This is a genomic window from Rhodonellum sp., from assembly GCF_030656585.1.
Taxonomy (GTDB): Bacteria; Bacteroidota; Bacteroidia; order Cytophagales; family Cyclobacteriaceae; genus Rhodonellum; species Rhodonellum psychrophilum.
The window spans coordinates 118,564-140,964 of the sequence record NZ_JAUSPP010000061.1; the positions used below are offsets into that span (position 1 = coordinate 118,564).

17 protein-coding genes and 1 tRNA gene are annotated in these 22,401 nt (G+C 40.5%); 8 read left to right on the forward strand and 10 right to left on the reverse strand.

Features of this window, described 5'->3' with window-relative positions:
• Position 1: 1 nt before the first annotated feature.
• Positions 2 to 1,045 carry a peptidoglycan DD-metalloendopeptidase family protein gene (locus tag Q7J63_RS15380; RefSeq protein WP_026333875.1) on the forward strand — a complete coding sequence of 348 codons (1,044 nt, stop codon included), beginning with the start codon at positions 2 to 4 and terminating at the stop codon, positions 1,043 to 1,045.
• A gap of 55 nt (positions 1,046 to 1,100) precedes the next feature.
• Positions 1,101 to 1,817 (forward strand): bacillithiol biosynthesis deacetylase BshB1, encoded by a 717-nt coding sequence (bshB1, locus tag Q7J63_RS15385; protein ID WP_304887406.1) that lies wholly within the window; start codon positions 1,101 to 1,103, stop codon positions 1,815 to 1,817.
• A 25-nt stretch (positions 1,818 to 1,842) separates the two neighbouring features.
• On the opposite strand, the gene pdxH is transcribed toward bshB1, so the two are convergent.
• Positions 1,843 to 2,478: a pyridoxamine 5'-phosphate oxidase gene (gene pdxH / locus Q7J63_RS15390; RefSeq protein ID WP_304887408.1), complete on the reverse strand. Its 636-nt coding sequence runs from the start codon at positions 2,476 to 2,478 to the stop codon at positions 1,843 to 1,845.
• 92 nt (positions 2,479 to 2,570) lie between these two features.
• On the opposite strand from pdxH, the gene Q7J63_RS15395 reads away from it, so the two are divergent.
• From Q7J63_RS15395 to Q7J63_RS15405, 3 genes are all read left to right on the forward strand, one after another.
• Entirely contained in the window at positions 2,571 to 3,140 is a 570-nt protein-coding gene (locus Q7J63_RS15395) for a YqgE/AlgH family protein (protein ID WP_019600252.1), read from the forward strand.
• Between the two features lie 55 nt (positions 3,141 to 3,195).
• Positions 3,196 to 5,043, forward strand: a complete 1,848-nt coding sequence (locus Q7J63_RS15400) for a DUF349 domain-containing protein (RefSeq protein ID WP_019600253.1) — start codon at positions 3,196 to 3,198, stop codon at positions 5,041 to 5,043.
• Between the two features lie 130 nt (positions 5,044 to 5,173).
• Positions 5,174 to 5,246, forward strand: a tRNA-Thr gene (locus Q7J63_RS15405).
• Between the two features lie 141 nt (positions 5,247 to 5,387).
• Here Q7J63_RS15405 and Q7J63_RS15410 read toward each other — a convergent pair.
• From Q7J63_RS15410 to Q7J63_RS15420, 3 genes are all read right to left on the reverse strand, one after another.
• Complete coding sequence (locus tag Q7J63_RS15410) at positions 5,388 to 5,579, reverse strand: hypothetical protein (RefSeq protein ID WP_304887411.1); 192 nt, start codon at positions 5,577 to 5,579, stop codon at positions 5,388 to 5,390.
• Positions 5,580 to 5,725: 146 nt separating this feature from the next.
• The gene (locus Q7J63_RS15415; RefSeq protein ID WP_304887413.1) at positions 5,726 to 7,999 is read right to left on the reverse strand and encodes an FdhF/YdeP family oxidoreductase; all 2,274 of its coding nucleotides are present in this window, start codon (positions 7,997 to 7,999) and stop codon (positions 5,726 to 5,728) included.
• Between the two features lie 306 nt (positions 8,000 to 8,305).
• Entirely contained in the window at positions 8,306 to 8,593 is a 288-nt protein-coding gene (locus tag Q7J63_RS15420) for a hypothetical protein (protein WP_304887415.1), read from the reverse strand.
• Between the two features lie 154 nt (positions 8,594 to 8,747).
• Here Q7J63_RS15420 and Q7J63_RS15425 point away from each other — a divergent pair, with 154 nt between their 5' ends.
• Positions 8,748 to 10,721: a tetratricopeptide repeat-containing sensor histidine kinase gene (locus tag Q7J63_RS15425; RefSeq protein ID WP_139189914.1), complete on the forward strand. Its 1,974-nt coding sequence runs from the start codon at positions 8,748 to 8,750 to the stop codon at positions 10,719 to 10,721.
• A 330-nt stretch (positions 10,722 to 11,051) separates the two neighbouring features.
• Here the strand turns inward: Q7J63_RS15425 and Q7J63_RS15430 are convergent, their stop codons facing one another.
• The 3 genes from Q7J63_RS15430 to Q7J63_RS15440 form a co-directional block, all read right to left on the reverse strand.
• Positions 11,052 to 11,462 carry a hypothetical protein gene (locus Q7J63_RS15430; RefSeq protein WP_019600259.1) on the reverse strand — a complete coding sequence of 137 codons (411 nt, stop codon included), beginning with the start codon at positions 11,460 to 11,462 and terminating at the stop codon, positions 11,052 to 11,054.
• A gap of 80 nt (positions 11,463 to 11,542) precedes the next feature.
• Positions 11,543 to 12,157, reverse strand: coding sequence for a hypothetical protein (locus Q7J63_RS15435; protein WP_304887417.1), 615 nt, complete (start codon positions 12,155 to 12,157; stop codon positions 11,543 to 11,545).
• A gap of 19 nt (positions 12,158 to 12,176) precedes the next feature.
• Positions 12,177 to 14,483, reverse strand: coding sequence for a TonB-dependent receptor (locus Q7J63_RS15440; protein WP_304887419.1), 2,307 nt, complete (start codon positions 14,481 to 14,483; stop codon positions 12,177 to 12,179).
• Positions 14,484 to 14,742: 259 nt separating this feature from the next.
• Here Q7J63_RS15440 and Q7J63_RS15445 point away from each other — a divergent pair, with 259 nt between their 5' ends.
• Complete coding sequence (locus Q7J63_RS15445) at positions 14,743 to 16,311, forward strand: S8 family peptidase (protein ID WP_304887421.1); 1,569 nt, start codon at positions 14,743 to 14,745, stop codon at positions 16,309 to 16,311.
• Between the two features lie 57 nt (positions 16,312 to 16,368).
• On the opposite strand, the gene Q7J63_RS15450 is transcribed toward Q7J63_RS15445, so the two are convergent.
• Complete coding sequence (locus Q7J63_RS15450; RefSeq protein WP_019600263.1) at positions 16,369 to 16,584, reverse strand: DUF3820 family protein; 216 nt, start codon at positions 16,582 to 16,584, stop codon at positions 16,369 to 16,371.
• 186 nt (positions 16,585 to 16,770) lie between these two features.
• Here Q7J63_RS15450 and Q7J63_RS15455 point away from each other — a divergent pair, with 186 nt between their 5' ends.
• On the forward strand, positions 16,771 to 18,165 hold the full coding sequence (locus Q7J63_RS15455; RefSeq protein WP_304887423.1) for a serine aminopeptidase domain-containing protein: 1,395 nt from the start codon (positions 16,771 to 16,773) through the stop codon (positions 18,163 to 18,165).
• Positions 18,166 to 18,290: 125 nt separating this feature from the next.
• On the opposite strand, the gene ggt is transcribed toward Q7J63_RS15455, so the two are convergent.
• On the reverse strand, positions 18,291 to 20,006 hold the full coding sequence (gene ggt / locus Q7J63_RS15460) for a gamma-glutamyltransferase (RefSeq protein ID WP_304887425.1): 1,716 nt from the start codon (positions 20,004 to 20,006) through the stop codon (positions 18,291 to 18,293).
• A gap of 1 nt (position 20,007) precedes the next feature.
• A complete protein-coding gene (locus Q7J63_RS15465) occupies positions 20,008 to 22,368 on the reverse strand; it encodes a prolyl oligopeptidase family serine peptidase (RefSeq protein WP_304887427.1) in 2,361 nt (786 codons plus the stop codon).
• Positions 22,369 to 22,401 lie beyond the last annotated feature (33 nt).

The following is a 22,401-nucleotide window of genomic DNA, read 5'->3' on the forward strand; positions in this document are numbered from 1 at the left end:
GATGAGTTTAAAAATTATCCGCATTTTAATGGTTTTATTTTTGAGCATTGGTTCGTTTTCGAGCCATGCTCAAAATTTTCCCAAGATCATCAAAAAGCCAAAAACACAAAGTTCATCCACAAATAATCCCTTAAAAAGAGACATTAGACTTTTTGATTCCCAAAAATATTTACAGAACCTTACTCGACAAACAGATTCCTTGCTTTATAAGGATTATGTGGATTTGAGAAAGAGGATGAGCATCGTCGCTGAAGATACTTTGTCCTTGGTTTGGGCGCCCACAAACCAACTCGTGCAGGTTTCTGAACAAGTATTGATTGACAGCATTTGGGTTACCGCTTTCGAGTATTACTCCTCTTGGGATAGTAAAAAAATAAATATCTACGATTTTAATCCTAAAGATTTTAAAGATACTGTCAACATCAAATTGTATGACCAGTTTTTTGGAGCAAATTGGAACCTGCCTTTGGAAAGCACAAAGATTACCTCTGAATTTGGATTCAGAAGGTACAGATGGCACCATGGAACCGATCTAAAACTGAACACTGGTGACCCAATTTTCAGCACTTTTGATGGGATTGTCAGGATCAAATCCTATGACAGGAATGGATATGGCTATTATGTGGTAGTAAGGCATAAAAATGGTTTGGAAACACTTTATGGCCATATGTCAAAGATTTTAGTGGAGATAGGCCAAGAGGTCAAATCTGGAGAAATTTTGGGCCTTGGTGGCAGTACGGGTCGAAGCTCCGGTCCCCATCTCCATTATGAAATTCGTTTTCAGGGTTTATCCATCAACCCTACCGAAGTTTTCGATTTCAATGGAGGAAGAATCAAGTCCGAGCTTTACAGCATAACCGCCTCAAGTTTCGATCATGTCATAAAACCGAATACGCAAGAGGCTGTATACCACCGTGTGAAAAGCGGCGAGAATCTGAGCTTGATTGCCAAGAAATATGGCGTTAGGGTCAGTACCTTGACAAGCATGAATAACATAACCACAAGAAGTGTTTTGAGGGTTGGTCAAAGAATAAAAGTAAGGTAGCATCATGGTACCAGGATTTTTTATGGTATTCACCAAAAGTATTGAATGATAATATATGAAACTTGATATTCTAGTTGTTGCAGCCCATCCAGACGATGCGGAGCTCGGTTGTTCTGGAACCATTGCTGCCCATGTTGCCAAAGGTTATAAAGTTGGTATTTTGGATCTAACCAAAGGAGAACTTGGTACTCGGGGAACTCCTGAAATCCGAATATTGGAATCTGATATGGCAGCAACCATCTTAGGGCTTTCCGCAAGGGAAAATTTGGCTTTTCAAGATGTTTTTTTTAATGATGATGCTGCCCACCAACTTGAAATCATTAAGGCAATCAGGAAGTATCAACCCGAAATAGTGCTGGCAAATGCAGTATCCGATAGACATCCAGACCATGGAAAAGGAAGTGTATTGACTTCCAATGCATGTTTTATGAGTGGCTTGAGAAAAATAGAAACAACGCATGATGGCCAATTTCAACCTGCTTGGAGACCGAAATTCGTTTACCACTACATTCAAAACAATTACATCAAACCTGATTTCGTATTCGATATCACTCCTTTTTGGGAAAAAAAGGTGGAAAGTATAGTGGCTTTCAAATCCCAATTCTTTGATCCCAGCAATGCCGAACCAGCGAGCTTTATTTCCTCACCGGAATTTCTGGATTTCATTGAGGCACGAGCCAGGGAATTTGGACATAGCATCAACGTCAAATTCGGGGAAGGTTTTACAGTCGAAAAAATGATCGGGGTCGACAATCTTTTCGATCTAAAATAGACTTAATTGCAATTCTTGGGAGAAATCAAGGCGCTAACCTTTTTTTCTCCCAATGGCCATTCGCTGTTTGGGTATACAGGATGCGATCATGTAACCTGCTTGGCCTTCCTTGCCAGAACTCTACTTCACTGACATCAATTCTATATCCACCCCAATGCATTGGCCTTTTGATTGTATCAGGATCAAATTTTTCCCTTAGAGCCACATCCCTTTTTTCAAGAAATTCACGATCCTCGATCGCCTCGCTTTGAGGAGAAACCCATGCCCCGATTTGGCTTGAAAAGGGTCTTGAAAAAAAATATTCATCAGATTCTTCTCCTTTGATTTTCGACACTTTGCCCATTATTCGCACTTGTCTTTCCAGCTCAGCCCAAAAAAAAGTGACAGATACGTAGGGATTTTTTTCCAATTCAATACCTTTGGTACTTGAGTAATTGGTAAAAAAAACCAATCCTGTATCTACCCCTTTTAACAAGACTATTCTGGAGTTTGGACGGCCATCCTCTTTGACCGTTGCCAAATTCATTGCATTGACTTCCAGTACCTTTGCCTGAATAGCCTCATTCAGCCATATTTTGAACTGTTCGATGGGTGAGGGCAATACATCATTTAAATCCAATGATTTAAGTGAATAATCAATCCGAATATCTGATATTTTCATTTTTTATAAAATTTGTATTTAAAATTACTATTCTTATTGCAATTAAAAAATTTAGATTTAAATTAAACTTCAGTAAAAAAGATGGATTTTTTATGAAAGAGAATTCTAAAACAGTACCTCAACCAGGGCATCTTTTAATTTCAGAACCTTTTTTACAAGATGAGAATTTTGTAAGATCTGTTGTATTGATTTGTGAAAACAATGAAAGTGGAGCATTTGGATTGGTACTCAACAAAGTTTCCATTTTGAAGCTGAACGAACTGATTGATGAGCTTGACTTTTTAAATACAGAGGTTTATGTTGGAGGCCCCGTAGAACAAAACACACTTCATTTTATTTATTCTGGGCAAAAACTTCTGGACGGAAGTGTCAGTCTTGGCGAGAATATGTGGTGGGGTGGAAGTTTTGAGCAACTTATTCTCAAACTCAACGCTTCGGAAATAGACCTGGAGGATATTCGATTTTTCATTGGATATTCAGGATGGTCAGTAGGACAGCTGGAAAGTGAATTGGAGGAAAAAACTTGGATAGTTTGTGAAAAATCAGAAACTGAAAGTATTTTTAAATCCTCTCCTGAAGAATTATGGCGCGTTATTTTAAAGAAAATGGGAGGAGAATATCAGGTTTTGGCAAATTATCCCATTGACCCAAGATTAAATTAAATCAAATTCGTTACTTTTGTTTTGATAGCTTTCTAAAAAGTTCTGATTTAAAATTATGAATACAGATAAAGAAATGTCTGAAGAAGACAAGGTGACCCAAGCCATTGATGAAAATCAGGCCCATGGTATTGAAGTAACAGATGATGTTTCTACTCCATCCGAGGAAGAGAGTAGCCCAAATGAAGGGGGGGAAGAAGCGGTTGATTATTCACATTTTTCGAAAAGTGAACTGATACAGGCCATTAAAGAACTTGCAGTTTCGGAGAATATAGGAAAGGTTGATTCCCAAATCAATGAAATCAAAACCAGTTTTGATGATTTTTTCAACAAGGAAAAAGAAGAGGCTCTTCAGGATTTTGTATCCAATGGAGGTGACGCCGCTGATTTTGAATATAAGCCAACCGATGAGGACAAAGATTTTTTAGCTGCCTACCATCAATTTAGGGAACGGAAAGCTTCCCACTATAAGGAGATGGAGAAACAAAAGGAAAAAAATCTGTATGCCAAAAATAAAATCCTTGATACCTTAAGGGACTTGGTAGATGGGGAAGAAACCACCCATAGCATCACGACCATTAAAGATATCCAAGAAGAATGGAAGAAGATCGGCCCAGTACCCAATGCACAAAACAGAAATCTCTGGGCATCTTTCAATGCTTTGATGGATCGGTTTTATGATAACAGAAGTATTTATTTTGAGCTTAAAGAACTCGATCGGAAGAAAAACCTTGAATTAAAAACCGAAATCTGTGAAAAAGCGGAAGCGCTCGTCAATCACGAAGAATTGAGAGACGCAATCAAGACGCTAAACGATCTTCATGAGGAATACAAGCATGTAGGCCCTGTTCCAAGAGAAGAACAGGAAAATCTGTGGCAAAGATTCAAGGCAGCTTCAGATGCTATTTATGCAAAAAGAAAAGAGTTTTATGAGGGACAAAAGGAAGTGTTCAAAGACAACCTCAAGTTCAAGGAAACTTTAATTGAGAAATTAGAAGCCTACAAGGATTTTAACGGTGGCAAAATCAAGGATTGGAATGCCAAAACGAAAGAGGTATTAGCAGTACAGAAAGAGTGGGAAATCGCCGGATCTGTTCCAAAGGATATCGGAAAAGACGTTAATAAACGCTTCTGGGGTCTGTTCAAACAATTTTTCCATAACAAGAACCAATTCTTCAAAGAACTGGATGATATCCGATTGGTCAATAGGCAAAAAGCTGAGGAGCTGATTGAAAAAGCTGAATCCTTCAAAGACAGTGAGGATTGGCAGACCGCGGCCAATAAATTGATAGCCCTCCAACAAGAATGGAGAAAATTGGGTCCAACACCAGAAAAAGTCAGAAATGATCTTTATACGCGCTTTAAAGCTGCCTGTGATGCGTTCTTTGAGAACAGAAGAAATGCAAATAAACAGGTGAATAGAGAATTTGAGCAAAACCTTGAAGAAAAAGAAGTTATCATCTCCAAAATAGCTGAAGAAGCCAAAGGTAAGACTGTATCCATTGAGAGTCTTGAAAAGATGATACTTGAGTTCAATACAATCGGCTTTGTGCCGAGGAAGAACATGAAGGAAGTCCTAGTCAAATTCAATGAAGCCATAGATACTTATGTCAGTGCGATGGGAGTTGCGGGAATCGATAGGGAGGAATTTTTGTTCAGGTTAAATTTGAACAAGCTTCAGTCGGATCCTAATAGCGATAGGGTGCTGAATAAAAAGGAGCATGGAATCAGGAAACAAATTTCTGATCTTGAAAATAATGTTACCCTTTGGAAAAATAATCTCGAGTTTTTTGCTTCCTCCAAGACAGCAGACAAGCTCAGAGATCAGTTTGATGAGAAAATTATTAAGGCTGAAACCGAAATTGAGAAGCTTAAGAAAAAGCTTTCCATTATTCGTGAATTTTAAAGTACTCAATTATAGAGAGATAAATTTATCTATCTATTTTTTTTCAAAATCCCTTTGGCAGTTAATCTTAAGGTTCTATATTTGCATTGTCATAAGGGGAAACTCTGAGACAAAAACAAATTAAGAATAGGCCTCTTTAGCTCAGCTGGTAGAGCAACTGACTTGTAATCAGTAGGTCGCTGGTTCGATCCCGGCAAGGGGCTCTTGATTATCAAACACTTAGGAAGAAATTCCTAAGTGTTTTTTTTTGTCCGACACTTTCCGCCAATTTTTAACTCAAAGTAAAATCTGATTATTTGGAGAATTCCAAGAATACAGATTTAGATCCGTTATCCCGATTGCTTTTATTTTCTGGAAAGCAAAGTAAAAGGAAGCATCAGCAGGGATCTGATAAAATCAAATGACAAATCAACCGCAAATCCCAAAAGTCTAAAGGGGATCAAAATCAGCCAAACCACTGGATATAGGACCAATGCAATGATGGCAATGGGCCAACACAAAATCAAAAGGATAAACCAAAGAAGAAAACTCGTCATAACAGGGCACGTTTTTCGATTAAATTTACAATTTCTGTTCCAATAGCCAAAAAACCACTACAGGTACGCCACCGGTAATACAGGTTTTTGTCCTGTACCAAAACAGGTCAATTTATCGTCCATAAGCGGACATAATGGGGGTTTTTTCACAATTTCATGTTTGGGGTCACCAACCTGATTTTTACCCTCACGGATTTCGAAGAAGGGGTATGGCTAGAATGGGCCATAAGGCCAATGGGAACCAATGGATTTGCTTCCGGGAAATAAGTGGCCAAACATCCCTTTGGAAGATCGTAAGGAACCACGGAAAAACCTTCCACGATTCTTTCTTGATTTTCGTAATTGTTAAACAAAGTAATTTTATCTCCCTTTTTAAGGTTGTTTCGAGCTGCATCCTCACCATTCATAAAGACAACCATTCTTCCATTGAAAACACCGCGATAGCGGTCATCCAAACCATATATAGTCGTGTTGAACTGGTCGTGGCTGCGGGTGGTCATCATGATGAATTCCTCGGCCTCTAGGGGATTGTCCATCATTTGGTTGATGGTGAAATTGGCCTTCTTGTTGGATGTATTGAATTCTCCGATTCTGGATGCATTCGGCAATTCAAATCCCAATGGCTTCTTAATGCGTTCGTTGAAGTTTTCAAAGCCATCAATGGTCTTTTCGATCAAATCTCGAATATTCCCATAATCCTCGATGAGGAAATCCCAATCAACTTTGTCCTGATCCAATGTTGCTTTTGCAATGTTTGCAACGATGACGGGTTCACTTTCTACAAATTCAGAAGGAGCGGGAAATATTCCCTGGGTGGAATGAACAATCCCCATGGAGTTTTCCACGGTAACAAATTGTGATTTCCCATTTTTGATGTATTTGTCTGTTCTTCCCATGGATGGGAGGATCAAGGCTGTCTTCCCATGTGTCAAATGGGAACGATTCAATTTTGTTGAAATATGGACAGTCAAATTACATTTCCGCAGTGCTTCCGCCGTGAAATGTGTATCAGGAGCAGCAGCTGAAAAATTCCCTCCCATTCCGACAAAAACCTTGACTTTTTCTTCGTGCATTGCTTTGATGGCATCTACTACCGAATACCCATCCGCTCGGGGAGGAGAAAAGCCAAAATTCTCACTGATCTTATCCAACAGTTCCTTTGAAGGTCTTTCAGCAATGCCCATAGTCCTGTCACCTTGCACATTGCTATGCCCGCGGACAGGACAGGTTCCAGCACCTTCTTTTCCAATGCTTCCTTTCATCAATAGCAGATTGACCAACTCCTGAATATTGTCCACTCCATTGACGTGCTGCGTCAATCCCATTCCCCAACAGGCAATGATTTTGTTTCGCTTGGCAATCAAGTCTGTCAAGGCATCAATTTCGGCTTCCTCGAGGCCCGTTCTTTTCATCAATACAGAAAGATCTTGGGAAAGAAGCATATTTTTGAAAGCCTCAAATCCAGCGGTTTTTTCGCTAATAAATCTGTTGTCCAAAATGGAAGGTTCTTTTTCCGCTATTTTCAATAATTTAAACATGACCGCTTTTAGCAAGGCCACATCCTCATTGATCCGCACTTGTAAATAAAAATCGGAAATCTCCACACCTCCACCAAGCATGCCCTGGACCGTTTGCGGATTTTTGAAATGGACCAGACCAACTTCTTTCATCGGGTTAATGGAGACGATCTTTGCGCCCTTTTTTTTCGCTTTTTCCAAGGAGGATAACATCCGCGGATGATTTGTCGCTGGATTTTGACCGAAAACCAAGATCAATTCCGCCTTTTCAAAATCTTCTAAAGTCACAGAACCTTTCGACGAGCCCAAGGTTCTGGAAAGAGCGACACCGCTGGATTCGTGGCACATATTGGAGCAATCGGGAAGATTATTCGTCCCAAACATGCGCGCAAAAAGTTGATAAAGAAATGCGGCTTCATTGCTTGTTCTTCCCGAAGTGTAGAAAGCAGCTTCATTTGGGTGACTCAATCCCTTCAATTCCTCTCCAATGCATGCATTGGCTTCATTCCAAGAAATAGGAAGATAATGGCTTTCCCCAGGTCTAAGCACCATGGGGTGTGTCAAACGGCCTTGCTGACCCAACCAATAATCGCTCTTGGCCCGTAGATCATCAATGGAATGGGTTGTAAAAAAAGAGGGACCGACAACTTGCTCCATGGCTTCTTCAGCAATGGCTTTTACCCCGTTTTCACAATATTCGCCTAATTTGGATCGATTTTTTGGATCTGGCCAAGCGCAACCAGGACAATCCACGCCTTCCTTTTGGTTCAATTTATGGAGAACCTTGATGGCCTTGCTTTTTGGCATGACCTGGAAGATGTTTTTCATGGCGATGAAAACCGCTTTTATACCCGCCACACTTTTAGGTGGACTTTCAATCCTCAAATCTTTATTTCCAGTCATAATTGTAGAAGAACATCCATTAACTAAAAATAACACTTATTTAGAGTTAGCGAAATTAAAATTTTAAAGGTATCAGTAATTCTTTGGGATGGGTCCTCGAAGATGGGCTATTTTAACCTTCATCAAAGCATTCCAATATGATATGAAAAAAATAATGGCATTTAGGCCGGATGTTTTTATCTGAATCGTGGTCAATTCCCCTCTAGAAAAAGCTTGATTGATATCTTTCAATTATTAATTGATGCACTCCAAAAAGATCAGATCTTTTTGCAAAAGGAGCCTCGCATTGGTGCATTTTCAATTTGGCTATGATGGATCAATATGATGATGGGTTTTTAAGCCTTGCAGTGTCAGGATTCCGCCCACAAATTCAATAATCCCTGCCAATCCCATTGGGGAGTTCAATTCAACAGGATCAGTTAAGGTTTGATTTTTTATCCAGAATGGATGTTTTGATTGAAATTTACCCCTTCTCATTAAAATCATGCTTTCCATAGAAGTTTTAGGAAATCCCAAAAAAGCTTTTTGCCAAAAATGTTTTAGTTCTATTTCCTTAGAATTGATTAATTCAAAGGAAATCTTGTGATTATTCATTTCAAATTTGAGTTGAAATAAAAAAACATTGAAATTGAACGTAATTATTGGTATAATCGATTGTATTGTTTTTTTTATTACCAGATAGCATGCATATTTGCTTTGTCATCCCACATCCAATCTTTTGTTTTATTATCCTGAAAAAAAGAAAAATATGTTCACTGTTTTTTTGATTTTTTGGTCATTGGTGCTGCAAGCCTTACCACAACAATCACTTCCTGATAGTCTTAAGAATTCCATTGTGGAAACAGAAAATGACTCTATTAAGGCAGTCCTTTTTCTTGACCTGAGCAAGCATTATTATTCCTTTGAGCAAGATAGCGCCATCTATTTTGCGAATCAATCGATCATTTATTCAGAAAAGTTAGGTTTAAAAAAACACCACGCAAGTGCGTTGAATGTCATTGGTGTAAGTAACCTGATCAAATCTGAATATGAATCCGCTTTGAAAGCCCATTTCGGAGCATTGACAATCAGGGAAAATATCGATGATTCCGTTGGAATGCTTGAATCCAATTTGAATTTGGGAAATATCTATTACCGGTCGGGTGAAATCGAAAAAGCCGAAAAAATGTATCAGAAGGCTTTGGTTTTTGGATTGAAAACCAACAATCAAAGAGGCTTGGCATTGATCTACAATAATCTGGGAAGCTATCACAGAGACAAATGGAGAGGGAATTCCAAGGGCGAAGATTTTGATCTGGCAATGGATTATCTCCAAAAAGCCTTGGAAATCAAAGAGTCAATGAAGGACGATAGAGGAATGATCAACAGCATCAACCAGTTGTCAGAATTGTATTTGGAATCGGGAGACAGTAAGACCGGGATTAAAATGTTGAATCGAGCACTTGAGCTCATTGAAAACCAAAATGATGTAGAGAGTAAGATTTCTGTGCTATGCCAAATTTCTGATTTTCATAGAGCAGACAAAAATTATAAAAAGGCCATGGACTATGCGGAACAAGCCTTTGCGATTGCCCAAAGCATCAAATCAAGATTCCAAATCACCCATACTGCAGGAAGAATTTCAACCATCGCCTTGGCTCAAAATGACTTTAAGAAGGCCTACGAATATCTTGTCATCCAAAAAACAAATGACGATGCTTTTTTTAGTGAAAATAGGCAGAAGGTTAGGGAGGAACTTACCATTCAATATGAGAGTGAAAAAAAGGAGTTGGAAAACCAGGGTTTGATTCAAGAACAGGAATTTTCAAGACTCTCCCTACAACGAAAAAATGAATTGTTAATTATCATCATCATCGCCGTTTTGTTAATGGCAGTTCTGCTTTTGGGACAGATAAAAAATTACAAAAAACTTAAATTTGCCCATCATAAATTAAGGAAATCTCTGGAATTGGTCAAAAAGCAACATCTTCAAATTCAATCTCAAACTGAACATCTCAATGAAACCAACCTGGCTTTAAGTAAAGCCAATATATTCAGGGATAAATTATTTTCCATTATTTCCCATGACCTCCGTGGACCTTTTTCCAATATTCACAGCACAATAGAATTGTGGAATTTCGAAATGCTTTCCCATCAAGAATTGGAGGAAATGATGAAGTTGATTTCAAGAGATACCAATGCGGCATCCCTTATGTTGGAAAATCTATTGGTCTGGGCAAGAACGCAGATGGGGTCGAATGTGGTTCAAATGAAGGAATTCAACCTAAACAAGCTGATAGAAACCAATATTGAATTTTTCAATGTTCAGCTTGCAAGAAAAAACCAGGAGTTGGTTAATAAAATACCAATTGATCAGCGAGTGATTTCGGACAAAGATAGGTTGAATTTCATTATCAGAAACATTGTCATGAACGCGATAAAATTCACACCGGTAGGAGGGAAGATATACATAGAGATCTTGGATAGAAACGATGGTGAAATCATCATAAGAGATACCGGAATGGGGATGAATGAGAGCAAAGTTGCAAAAATATTTGGCAACAAGAACCAATCTACAAAGGGGACGGATGGCGAAACCGGGACAGGAATCGGATTGATGCTTTGTAAAGATTTTGCGGATAGTATCAATGCCGAACTGGAGGTGGAAAGCACGGTGAATTTGGGAACCAGTTTTATCATCAAACTAAACAATGCCAATATCCCAATTGACCAGATCAGTTGATCTCAAAATAAGCCAAGTCTAAATAGGAGCAATGATTACCCATGATGAAAGGGGTACCTTACTGGACTCACAATAAGTTTTCTTTATTTTTACTGCCAAAGATTCAAATCCTCGAAACTTAAAAAAAATATCCAAAAACTTTTTTGCTGTATTATGCATCGGCAATTCTATTCCAGACTGAAATTGCGCGTTAATCCGTCAGGGGTTTACGTTTTTTTACTTCATCCAAACGGTAACTACACTCCATTCTCCGAACATTCTGATTTCCTTTCAAACCCAAATCTCATTGGAAAAAGGGATGCACATTTCGAGTAAAAAAAATCAATGATTTCAAGACATGACTTCCGGAGCCATTAACCGAGCGAATTTTTCGTGAATGGCCAATATTTCTTCGTACATCATTTTTTGATAGGCCAATTGTTCCTCTTCTGAAAGGGGTTTTGGGGGATTATGAATATGGTATTTCCGGTGATAACCATTAGCATCGGAATGCTCATATCCCACCACTTCTATGATATCCTTGTCCCATATTTTCAATTCTTCTTTCAGGTTGGTATAATCCAAGCCTTCATTCTGTAGCTGTTTTTCAATTCCCATGATTTCTTCCCGCAAATCGAGCGATTTTTGGTGAAAGACATTCGCTTCTTTCAAAATTTCACTAGGCTCCTGATTTTTGGTGCCGCAGGAAACAAGTTGAAATAGGATGAGAAAAAAAACCGAAAGATGTATTTTAGTTTGCATGGATTTATCGTTTAATTATGCTTTAAAGATAAAAAAAGGCATCTAAAAATGAATGTATTTTAAGATGCCTTTTGAATTTTTTAATTCAAAACCAATGGAAATACAATATCCAAATCCGTCTCGCCACCAGCCTGGATAAAATTCTCAAAGCTGGGGTTATTTGCTCCCGGAAAGCTTTTGTTCAAATCATGTCTTAAAACCAATCTGAATGTAGCATTGTTGAATCCTGGGTTTTGTGCCACTGCAACGAAACCTTTCAATCCAACCAATTCACTTCCTTCGTCAGCATAGGTATAAGTCAGAGGCGCAGAACCTACAAATGCTGTCCCAAGGAAATAAAATTGATGTTCGTCTGCTTCCTCTTTGATCTCTTTGGTGATGTCCTCATTTTCTATGCTATTGAACAATTCAATTTCTAACATATACCGCTTTCCCTTGATCAAAGTGATGGTTTCAATTGTTGGTGTTGTGCCCAAACCCAATCCTTGGTTATCGATTGCTTTGACATTGAATGGCGTTCCGATGGCTTCGCCAGCAGGATTTACCTCTGTGAACTTCAGTGTGACATCGGTGATGAGTTCCTCTTCATTTTCCTCTTCGGGATCCTCACTCGTACACGAGCTGTACAGGAATACAGATGATAATAAGAGCATGGCCAAAAATCCTTTGTTGATCATTTTCATTGTTGTGTTCATTTTTATTTTGGTTAAAATATTAAAATTCATAATTGAGTTTGAGTAAGAAATTCCTTCCAATATCGTGGGTGAAATATCTGAAGCGATTCATATAATCTTTATACGAGGTATTGAATATGTTTTTTGCTTGAAAGCCAAGATTAAGTGTTTTGTCAGAAATCTTAAAAGAGGTTTGAAAGGCCGCGTTCCAAAGGAAATATCCGGGAGGAGCGGGGGCCAGGTCAAAGTCAGGAACCCTAGTTTGTTTTGCGACCATTAGGTTGCCAAGGGTGAATTTTGTATTGGAAACCCCATCCTTTGTTGGCATATTTAAAATTATTCCCGTTTCCAAACGATCTGAGGAAATGAAGGGAAGGAAATTATTTTCTTTTATGTTCTTTGCCCGGACAATGGACCCCTTCGAATACAATTCCAAGACAGGCGTAAGCGTGTAGTTGACTGAAAGATCACCGCCCCAGAGGTTTGCGTCGGTCTGCAAATATTCAAAAATCGCAAAGGACCCTCTCAAGGATACAAACTGCTCTTGGCTTGGACTTAAATAAATATAATTATTGATCCGATTGGCAAATCCCGTTAATTCCATACGGAGATTATTGTCGACGAAATTCAAGGTGTTTACCCATTTATAAGACTGCTCGCTGACAAAATCCGGATTGCCGATCTCGATTGCCGCCAACCCATGATGAAGCCCCTGACTGAATTGTTCATTGATATTGGGTGGTCTCCAAGCAGACCCAAGGTTCGAATTGAAAGTGAGTGAACGGCTTAGGGCATACACCCCACCCAAGAATGCAGAGAAATTTTGGAATTCAAATTCACGATCATCCAATTCACCATTTTGGATTCTTGCACTTTTTACTTGTCTAAAATCGTACCTCAAACCTCCTTCTATCTCCAAGGGACCGCTTGTATACTTCTCAATGACAAAGATACCGACATTCTTCATGTCATAATTGGGGATCAAAGGCACTACGCCTGTACCGGGGACATTTGAATTTGCCTGTTGAATCAAATTCAATCCCACAGATCCATTCCATTTTTTCCGAGTCATGTGCGTGAAGCTGATATCCAATGTATTGGAAAAAAGCTCCAAGTCCAGAGATGCCCTCTCGTTCAATTCACCCCGTCTTCGGTCAAACTCCCTTCTGTGGTTTCTTTGAAATCCATATTGCAGGTTCAATTTACTTCCATTGCCAAGGTGGTAATGGGATTTGAGTTTTAACAATTGGTGGTCTACTTGCTGTTTGGGATTTCCGATTTGGTAGGTGAATTCTGAGTCCCGAAAAGGTCTTCCATTTTCAATGATACCATTGAGATCTGATAAATTGCCTGTGTGTGCATCACTTAGAATCCCGAGGCTGGTCTGGAAATGGCTAAAGTACAGTTCCGTCCCCAATTTATTGTTGCTATACCCTAGGGCTCCCGAAAAATTCAACTCACGCACACCGGTATTGTCTTGATAGTAATCAGGAGATTGGATATTCCCTGCCATTTTGGATGAACTTTGAACTCTATAGCCCAATCCTTGCCATTTTTTGGATCCTCCCGATATCGTGACGGAAGTATTGACCATTCGTCCATTGGATGCTCCTACTAGGTCTAGTTCTCCAGCAAATCCGGCTTTTGTAGGTATGGGCGCAGGGTTGATCAGGATCACACCCCCCATGGCTTCTGGTCCAAAACGGACTGTTTCCGCCCCTTTAACGACTGCAATCTCTTTGGCAATAAAAGCATCTATTTCAGGAGCATGTTCGGTACCCCATTGTTGGCCTTCCAATCGGATTCCGTTGTTCAGAATCATGATCCGGTTGCTGTGCAAACCCTGAATGACGGGTTTGGAAATATTGGCACCTGTACTGTATGAACTTACTCCTGGGATTCTGCCAAGGGTTTCGCCAAGGGTTTCTCCTCTTGCAATACGCAATTCTGCTCCACGGATACTGGAAACGGATGAAGTGGTGATGACGGCGTCCTGGTGTCCATGGATGTCCACACCTTCTAAGGTGATGTCTTCTGCCTCCAACCTGAACGTGAAATTGGAATTTGAGGTAACCACAATGCTTTCTTTATAATCGCTGTGCCCAAGGTATTGGACGGAAACAGTGTAATTGCCTGTGCAGAGGTTGAGAATCCTGAAATTACCGTTATAATCACTTATTGCTCCACGGTCTATCTCCTTTATCCAAATATAAGCGCCTTCAATGGGTTCATTGTTTTCGGCATGGATGACCTTTCCCCGAATCGTCAAGACACAATCTTCTTGCGCTACAGTGAGGCCAGTGTACCAAAAGGCAATGAATAATATTCCCAGGATCTTGTTTATCATATTTGTAACAGAGTTGCAAAAATAAGGGATCCATCTTGTTTATGCTATTTCTTTTGCAACTTTGTGACATTTATTAACCCGAAAAACTTTTTATATACATAAAAATATCATTTATACCTGTTTATATGGTTATTCAGTAATTAAACCAAATTTTATCTATATTATTTTCAATAATTCTTTTTATTAAAGAATTAAAATCTTAAGTTGAGTCATCAATTTTCATTCATTAGGCAACATTACAAACCACTAAACAAAATTTATGCAAAAGAAAAATTACCTATCTATCGGAAAACAATTTGGCTTGTTCCTTTTTGGTTTTACCATTATCGCTAGCTCCTGTCAGGAACTTGGCGAAGATCAGACAATCGCAGAAATGGAGAATGTGTCCTTGATAAAGGAGCAGGGTTTTATACCCGGAAAATTTATCGTGGTCCTTCAGGAAGATAATCTTCAGCTAAATTTCAGGAAAACGGACAGTTATGAAGATGTACAGGCGGGCATGAGGATTGTTTCCAATGATCTGGCAGCCCGATACAATGTCTCCGAACAAAAAATAGATCGCGTTTATGGTAACCTGCTTACCGGATTTTCTGTTGAGTTGACCTCCCGACAACTAGAGGCAATGGAGCAGGATCCGGCCGTGAGCTATATCGAACAGGATGGCTATGCCTATGCCAGTACAACAATAACCCAATCCAATGCAACTTGGGGTTTGGATAGGATAGACCAGCGGGCATTGCCTTTGAATGCAAATTACGAATACAAAACAACAGGTTCTGGTGTTACTGCTTATATCATCGATACTGGCATTAAACGTGACCATGTTGATTTTGGTGTAAGGGCACAAGCCTCAGGGTTTGATGCCTTCGGAGGTAATGGAGAGGACTGCAACGGTCATGGGAGTCATGTTGCAGGTACTGTTGGCGGGACAATTTATGGCGTAGCCAAAGGAGTCTCGTTGGTAGCGGTCAGGGTACTGGATTGTAATGGATCAGGATCCTGGAGCGGGGTAGTGGCCGGAATGGACTGGGTAGCCTCAAATGGAAGCAACAAGTTAAGTGTGGCCAACATGTCTCTTGGAGGTGGTGCTAGCCAAACTATAGACGATGCAGTGGGGAGAATGTATGATGCCGGTATTCCTGTAATTGTTGCTGCGGGAAATGGAGACAGTCGTGGAAGAGAGCAACCTGCCTGTAATTATTCCCCCGCAAGAGCGCCTAAGGCCTATACTGTCGGTGCCACTACTACAACAGATGGAAAAACCTCATGGTCAAATTACGGTAGCTGTGTAGATATTTTTGCCCCTGGTGCTGGAATAACTTCTGCTTGGTATACCAGTAATACCGCACTCAGCACCATTAGCGGTACAAGTATGGCATCTCCTCACGTAGCAGGGGTTGCAGCGCTTTATTTAGAGGCGAATACTACTGCAGGTGTGCAGGCAGTTTATGATTTTATTTCTGCTACCGCTACCCAAGGAATCGTCACAAACTCCAGCACTGCTAAAAATCATCTCCTGTATTCTCTGGGAGAAGGAAACAATAACGGCGGTCCAATCGTGGATCCAGTGGATCCAGAACCAGCTAGTATTGTACTTTCAGGTTCAGGCGCTAAGATTAAGGGTTTGTTTACTGCCAATTTGAAATGGAATGGAGCAAGTTCTGCTAATGTGGACATTTACAGAGGTTCTGTAAAAGTTGCGACCATTTCCAGTGCCACCGGTCAATATACCGATAACACAGGCTTAAAAGGAGGCGGTTCCGTCACCTATAAAGTTTGTGAAGCTGGAACGGGAACTTGTTCCAATGCATTGACTTTAAACTATTAATACCAATTTCAATTAAGAGCAAATGAGAGCCGTTCGGAAATTCTGAACGGCTCTTTTTTAACGCATTTTTTTCAGTTGATACAGGATATCCTCAAGACCGTTCAAACGGATTTCATAAAGGGTACTTAGCCACATCCCAAGTTTTCCCTCCGGGAAACCTTTTTTGTTCATCCAAACCAAATAATCTTCAGGAACATCACAGAGGAGTTTTCCTTTATATTTTCCAAAAGGCATCTTTTTGGTCACCAAATCCATCAGAATTTCTTTATCCATTCCCAAATGTAGATGTTTTTATCTAAGGTAAAATTTTTCACCTGCGCATTGACACTTTAAACTTTTAGTCATTACAAACCGTCATTAAGTGTTTTTTTGATAAGAAACCAATATCTTGAGGGTTGGAAATAAATTGAATCACATTCAAAAAACAATTAAGTATCAATCCTCCAACACCAAGTGTCCATGAAAAAATCAATATTCATACTTTATGTACTTTATATCTCACTGCAACCCAGTCTTAGCCAAGAACTGGCTGGAAGCTGGAAAGGGGAATTAGATGTAATGGGGCAAAAGCTGCCATTGGTATTTAACTTTCAAAAGGAGGGCGGGGAATGGGCCGGGACAATGGATAGTCCAAATCAGGGAGCTAAGGGAATTAAACTTTCCAAAGTCCTTTTTGAAGGGATTTTATTGAACTTGGAAATTGCCGCTGGTGGGATATCTTATGAAGGAATTCTGACTTCCGAATTGATCAAGGGAAAATTTACCCAAAATGGAATGAATTTCCCCCTCGATCTCCAAAAATTATCTGCAGATGCTGTGGATGAAGTACCAAAACGACCACAAACCCCAATCGCACCTTTTGATTACGATTTGGAAGAAACCACTTTTGAAAACCTTAGTGCTGGGATTAAGCTGGAAGGGACAATCACTAAACCAAGAGGGGATGGGCCTTTTCCTGCTGTTATTTTGATTTCAGGTTCAGGCCCACAAGATAGAAACCAGGAAATTTTAGGACATAAACCATTTTGGGTGGTAGCGGATTACCTGACCAGTCAGGGAATTGTTGTTTTCAGGTATGATGAAAGGGGTGTTGCCGCCTCAGAGGGAGATTTTGCAACAGCAACTTCCATAGATTTTCAAAAGGATGCAGAAAGTGCTTTGGATCATCTCCGCAAATTTCCATTTGTGGATCAAACCAAAATTGGAGTGATTGGCCATTCCGAAGGGGGCATGATCGCTTGGGAAATTGGTGCAGGTGACATCTCACCCAATTTCCTTGTAGCCTTGGCCGCACCCGTGGTACCCATTTCCGATTTGATGGTCAAACAGACCAAAGACATCGCACGTTCTTCCGGTTTGTCAAAAACCTTCGTCGACCAACAGGTTTCTTTTAATGCGTCTTTTTATGAATTGTTGAAAATGAGCAACAGCGAAGCGGAAGCAAAATCAAAACTGACAGGCTTGATTGAGGAATCGTTGGCAAATCAAGAACTTTCAGATGAAACCAAAAGCCAGCAAAAGGAAGCTCTCTTGAAAGCTTATGAGCCCAATATCAGCCCTTGGCTCATCAATTTTCTCAAAACCAAACCAGAAATAGCCATTTCAAAAATAAATATTCCTGTATTTGCCGCCTTTGGTGGAAAGGATCTTCAGGTAAATGCTGCCGAAAACGGCAATTTGTTGAACTCACTTTTTGAGGAGAAAAGTGAGTTGCTCCATTTAAAAGTTTATCCAGAAATGAACCATCTTTTCCAAACTGCAAAAACGGGCGCGGTAAGTGAATACAGCCAGATCGAAGAATCTATCAGTGAGGAAGTTTTGCGGGATATTGCCGCATTTATTTTGAAACGATAAGGCTAAAAAATAAAAATCATAAACAAGACCAGCCCTTAGATTTTTTTAGCTTGGTTGTATCAAAAAAGAATGGATCCTGATGGGAATATGCCCACTTAGAATCCATTCTTTTTTGAACAGAACAATCAGAAGCCAACAGCCGTATCGTCGCCTCGCTTATCAGCTCCACCTTCCAATTTACCGTTTGGCAAAACAAGAATGGCATCGACTTTCCCGATGATTGGCGTATTGTTTTTATTGATCAAATACCCTTTTTTCTCTAATTCCTTCAGCAGCTCATCAGAGAATCCCTGAGGCTCAAAGGTCACATTATCCGGTAACCACTGGTGGTGGAATCGCGGTGCGTTGACGGCTTGCTGCATGCCCATATCGAATTCGACCACGTTCAAGATTGTTTGCAATACGGCTGTGATAATGGTGGACCCTCCAGGAGTTCCCACTACCATGAAAAGTTTTCCTTCTTTTTCCACCAAGGTAGGGGTCATGGAACTGAGCATTCTTTTTCCAGGCTCTATTGCATTGGCTTCGGCACCGATAAGTCCAAACATATTGGGAACACCGGTTTTGGAGCTGAAATCATCCATCTCATTGTTGAGGAAAAAACCCAAATCATCACAGTACAATTTAGATCCGTATGCGCCATTGAGTGTTGTCGTGATTGAAACAGCATTTCCAAATGGGTCAACGATGGAGTAATGGGTAGTTTCATCACTTTCTTGGAATTGGATTTCACCCTGTGCCAATTCCGATGACAAAGTGGCTTTATCGAAGGAGAAAGATTGCATCCTTGCATTTAAATAATCCTTCTCCATCAACTTCCCAACAGGGATTTCCACAAAATCGGGATCTCCCAAATAATAATTTCTGTCGGCGTAGGCCCTTCTTTCTGCTTCAGTCAGTACCTGGATGTATGGCAGTGAATTATGTCCCAATTGAGCCAAATCAAATTTTTCTACCATTCCCATAATTTGCCCCAAAGTGACGCCTCCGCTACTGGGGGGTGCCATGGAGATTATTTTATATCCTTTGTAGGGGAAGGTAAGTGGGGTTCTCCATTTGGCTTCATAGCTGGCAAGATCCTCCAATGTGATGATTCCCCCGTTTTCCTCCAAAAATTGGACGAGTCGTTTTGCGGTTTCCCCTTTATAAAACTCATCTTTTCCACCTTTGGATATCCGCATCAGGGTTTCTGCCAATGCTGGATATTTTATGGTATCGTTCACTTGGTAAGTCGCAGCAAAAAGGGTGTTTTCTCCGCTGACTTTGATGATATCCGCCCGACTTCCAGCCAATCTTCTCTCTTGCTTTTCAGTGACAATCACTCCTTTTTTTGCCAATTTAATGACGGGAGCAAGGATGACCTCAATCGGCAATGATCCAAATTTTCGGTGCACTTCAAAAACCCCTGCGATGGTTCCCGGTATACCAACAGCCATTGCGCCATGTGTGCTTTTGCCAGGGATCACGTCGCCATTTTCATCCAAATACATATCCCTTGTAGCGGCCAATGGGGCTTTTTCACGATAATCGATGGAACCTATTTCTCCATCTGACATCCGGTAAACCATAAAGCCTCCGCCACCCAAATTTCCCGCAAATGGATATGCAACAGCCAATGCCAACTCGGTCGCTACCATCGCATCAAAGGCATTCCCTCCTTGTCGAAGGATTTCAATCCCTATTTCTGAGGCCTCTTTACGGGCCGATACAACCATCGCTTTGGCTGCGACCAATCCATTTTCCTCGGAGGCATTGTCTTTTTTTTCCCCACAGGAGAAAAACAGAAAAAGAAATCCCAAGAATATCGGAAGCTGAGAAAAATTCGGCTTGAAGTTTTTCATGTTATTTCAAAAGTGTTTCATTGAATAATTTCAGTATTCGCTTGTATTCATCCGTCCAACTGCTGGGCTCCACAAATCCATGGTCCTCAACTGGATAAACTGCCATTTCCCAATTGTCTTTTTCCAATTCAATGAGTCTTTGGGCCAACCGAACCACATCCTGAAAATGCACATTGACATCCAACATCCCGTGCGCAATCAGCAGATTGCCTTTCAAGCCTTCGGCGAAGTTGATAGGGGAAGATCTTTCATAAGCAATGGGATCATTGAAAGGCTCATTGAGGATATTCGATGTATAACCGTGATTGTAGTGTGCCCAATCTGTAACAGAACGCAAGGCACCACCTGATGTGAAGGTCTCAGAGGCATTAAAAAGCGCCATCAATGTGATGAAGCCCCCATAACTGCCTCCATAAATCCCGATGCTCCCGGGGTTTACGCCATGCTGGGCCATTAAATATTTTGCCCCATCGACCTGATCTGATAGGTCTTTTCCACCCATATGACGGTATATGGCCGTTCGCCAATCTCTGCCATATCCTGCAGACCCACGATAGTCAATGTCCAAAACCGTGTATCCCAAATCCGTCAGCAAATTGTGGAACATGTATTCCCTAAAATAACTCGACCACCACTTGTGGACATTTTGAAGGTATCCGGCACCATGAACGAAAATAACGGCTGCGCCATTGTTATTGCTCGCATCGGGAGTGTAAAGTCTCGCTGGGACTTTGGCGCCATCTGCAGCATCAAAGTGGATCAGGGAAGACTCTCTCCAAGGATATTCTTTGAATGCATTGCTTTGCCCGTCGGTCAATTGTTTTGCCTTTGCCTTGGAAGAATTTGCTTGAAGATACAATTCCCAAGGTTGGTTGCTGGATGAAAAAAGTATCGCCAATTGTTTTTCGTCAGGGGAAAGTGTGACGTCGTTGTTTCCAGTCATGCTGGTCAATTTCTCCATTTTCCCACCCATCAATGGCATCTTATAAAAATGCCTTTCTCCAGGATGGACTTCAGAACTGGTCAAATACCAAGATTTACCATCTTTTGAAATGAAGGGGTTGAAAACTTCGTAATTTCCAGCTGTCAGGGCTTTTTTTGTCCCCGATGTGATGTCCAAAAGATAAAGGTGGGAAAATCCTGTTTCCTCGGATTGGAAATAGATGTGTTTGTTGTCGGATAGCCAACCCAAGGTGCCACCGCCAAAACTGGAGCCCACGCCAGGACCGCCTACCCAGGCCTCATCTCTCTGTCTATCCAACGTTTTAAGTGTCCCTGTTGATAAATCCAAGAGGGATATCCATCTGTCCTTGTTGTCAAAAGAGCGGATATTGATAATTGCATTCTTGCCATCATTTGAAAAAACAGGGCTGGAAGGAATGATTTTCCGATCTTTTTCCTCCCATTTCTTTTCAGGGTAATCCTTAACATAGTCGGGCAGATCCTTGATGCCGGGAAGGTTATCCGCCGATACCATCATTACACTGTCGGTGGTCAAATTATAAATACCCAATTCAACTTTCACCGGGTCGTCACCCACTTTCGTTCTTGCAGCGATGTTGGTGGTGTAACCGGTCACCTCAGTGTAATCAGGAACGTCTGTTCTTTTGTTCTCCGAACGCGTGATCAATGAAAAAGTGACGAATTTCTCGTCAGGAGACAATTGTAGGTTGGATATCTGTTTTGTACCCGTGAAGAAAGGCTTAGGTTTTTTTTCTTCTGTTGCTTCTCGATACGCCTTTGTTTGTGCTTTTTTATCTTCCCTATCTTTAATGACACCGAGTAATCTTAAATTATCTTCTTTCAGCCATTCCTCTTTTTGGCTGGCTTTCTTTTCCTTGGATTCGGGATCGACGCCGATTTGGATATTGGTGACTTTTTGGATCTTGCCGGAGGGGATATCAAAAACGTAAAGGTTGTTTTTGGATTCAAATGCGATGCGGTTTTCATCTTTCAAAAACCTTGGATTGGAAATCCGGTCTCCAAATAAAAGCAAACTCTTTTTTTTGTTTAATGCGGATTCATAAAGGAACAATTCATCACTTTTCGAAAAAAGTTTTTTGGTTTTGGAAATGTTGTCTGAGGCATTATTGGGAATAATCTCAAGTTGTTCCTTCAATCCGACTTTTGTGATTTGGGAGGTTTGATTGAGGCTGATTTTATACAGTGAATCCGAAGGATCCTGATTTTTGTTGTAGTTGAAATAAATCAATTGCCCTTGGGCATCCCAATTCAGGTTTGATGGGAAAGTGCCCATCCACTTGGGATCTTGCATGATCTTCTCTACTGTCAGCTTGTTCTGTGCAATTGACAGGTTAACAAAAAAGAAAAGAAAGAGAATGGAGGTATGCAGTTTTTTCATATCAAAGTCCGATTTTTCCGAAAATTATCGGAA

Coding starts and splice junctions, on each gene's coding strand:
- Q7J63_RS15380 (WP_026333875.1), top strand. CDS start 2: ATGAGTTTAAAAATTATCCGCATTTTAATGGTTTTATTTTTGAGCATT.
- bshB1 (WP_304887406.1), top strand. CDS start 1,101: ATGAAACTTGATATTCTAGTTGTTGCAGCCCATCCAGACGATGCGGAG.
- pdxH (WP_304887408.1), bottom strand. CDS start 2,478: ATGAAAATATCAGATATTCGGATTGATTATTCACTTAAATCATTGGAT.
- Q7J63_RS15395 (WP_019600252.1), top strand. CDS start 2,571: ATGAAAGAGAATTCTAAAACAGTACCTCAACCAGGGCATCTTTTAATT.
- Q7J63_RS15400 (WP_019600253.1), top strand. CDS start 3,196: ATGAATACAGATAAAGAAATGTCTGAAGAAGACAAGGTGACCCAAGCC.
- Q7J63_RS15410 (WP_304887411.1), bottom strand. CDS start 5,579: ATGACGAGTTTTCTTCTTTGGTTTATCCTTTTGATTTTGTGTTGGCCC.
- Q7J63_RS15415 (WP_304887413.1), bottom strand. CDS start 7,999: ATGACTGGAAATAAAGATTTGAGGATTGAAAGTCCACCTAAAAGTGTG.
- Q7J63_RS15420 (WP_304887415.1), bottom strand. CDS start 8,593: ATGAATAATCACAAGATTTCCTTTGAATTAATCAATTCTAAGGAAATA.
- Q7J63_RS15425 (WP_139189914.1), top strand. CDS start 8,748: ATGTTCACTGTTTTTTTGATTTTTTGGTCATTGGTGCTGCAAGCCTTA.
- Q7J63_RS15430 (WP_019600259.1), bottom strand. CDS start 11,462: ATGCAAACTAAAATACATCTTTCGGTTTTTTTTCTCATCCTATTTCAA.
- Q7J63_RS15435 (WP_304887417.1), bottom strand. CDS start 12,157: ATGAACACAACAATGAAAATGATCAACAAAGGATTTTTGGCCATGCTC.
- Q7J63_RS15440 (WP_304887419.1), bottom strand. CDS start 14,483: ATGATAAACAAGATCCTGGGAATATTATTCATTGCCTTTTGGTACACT.
- Q7J63_RS15445 (WP_304887421.1), top strand. CDS start 14,743: ATGCAAAAGAAAAATTACCTATCTATCGGAAAACAATTTGGCTTGTTC.
- Q7J63_RS15450 (WP_019600263.1), bottom strand. CDS start 16,584: ATGGATAAAGAAATTCTGATGGATTTGGTGACCAAAAAGATGCCTTTT.
- Q7J63_RS15455 (WP_304887423.1), top strand. CDS start 16,771: ATGAAAAAATCAATATTCATACTTTATGTACTTTATATCTCACTGCAA.
- ggt (WP_304887425.1), bottom strand. CDS start 20,006: ATGAAAAACTTCAAGCCGAATTTTTCTCAGCTTCCGATATTCTTGGGA.
- Q7J63_RS15465 (WP_304887427.1), bottom strand. CDS start 22,368: ATGAAAAAACTGCATACCTCCATTCTCTTTCTTTTCTTTTTTGTTAAC.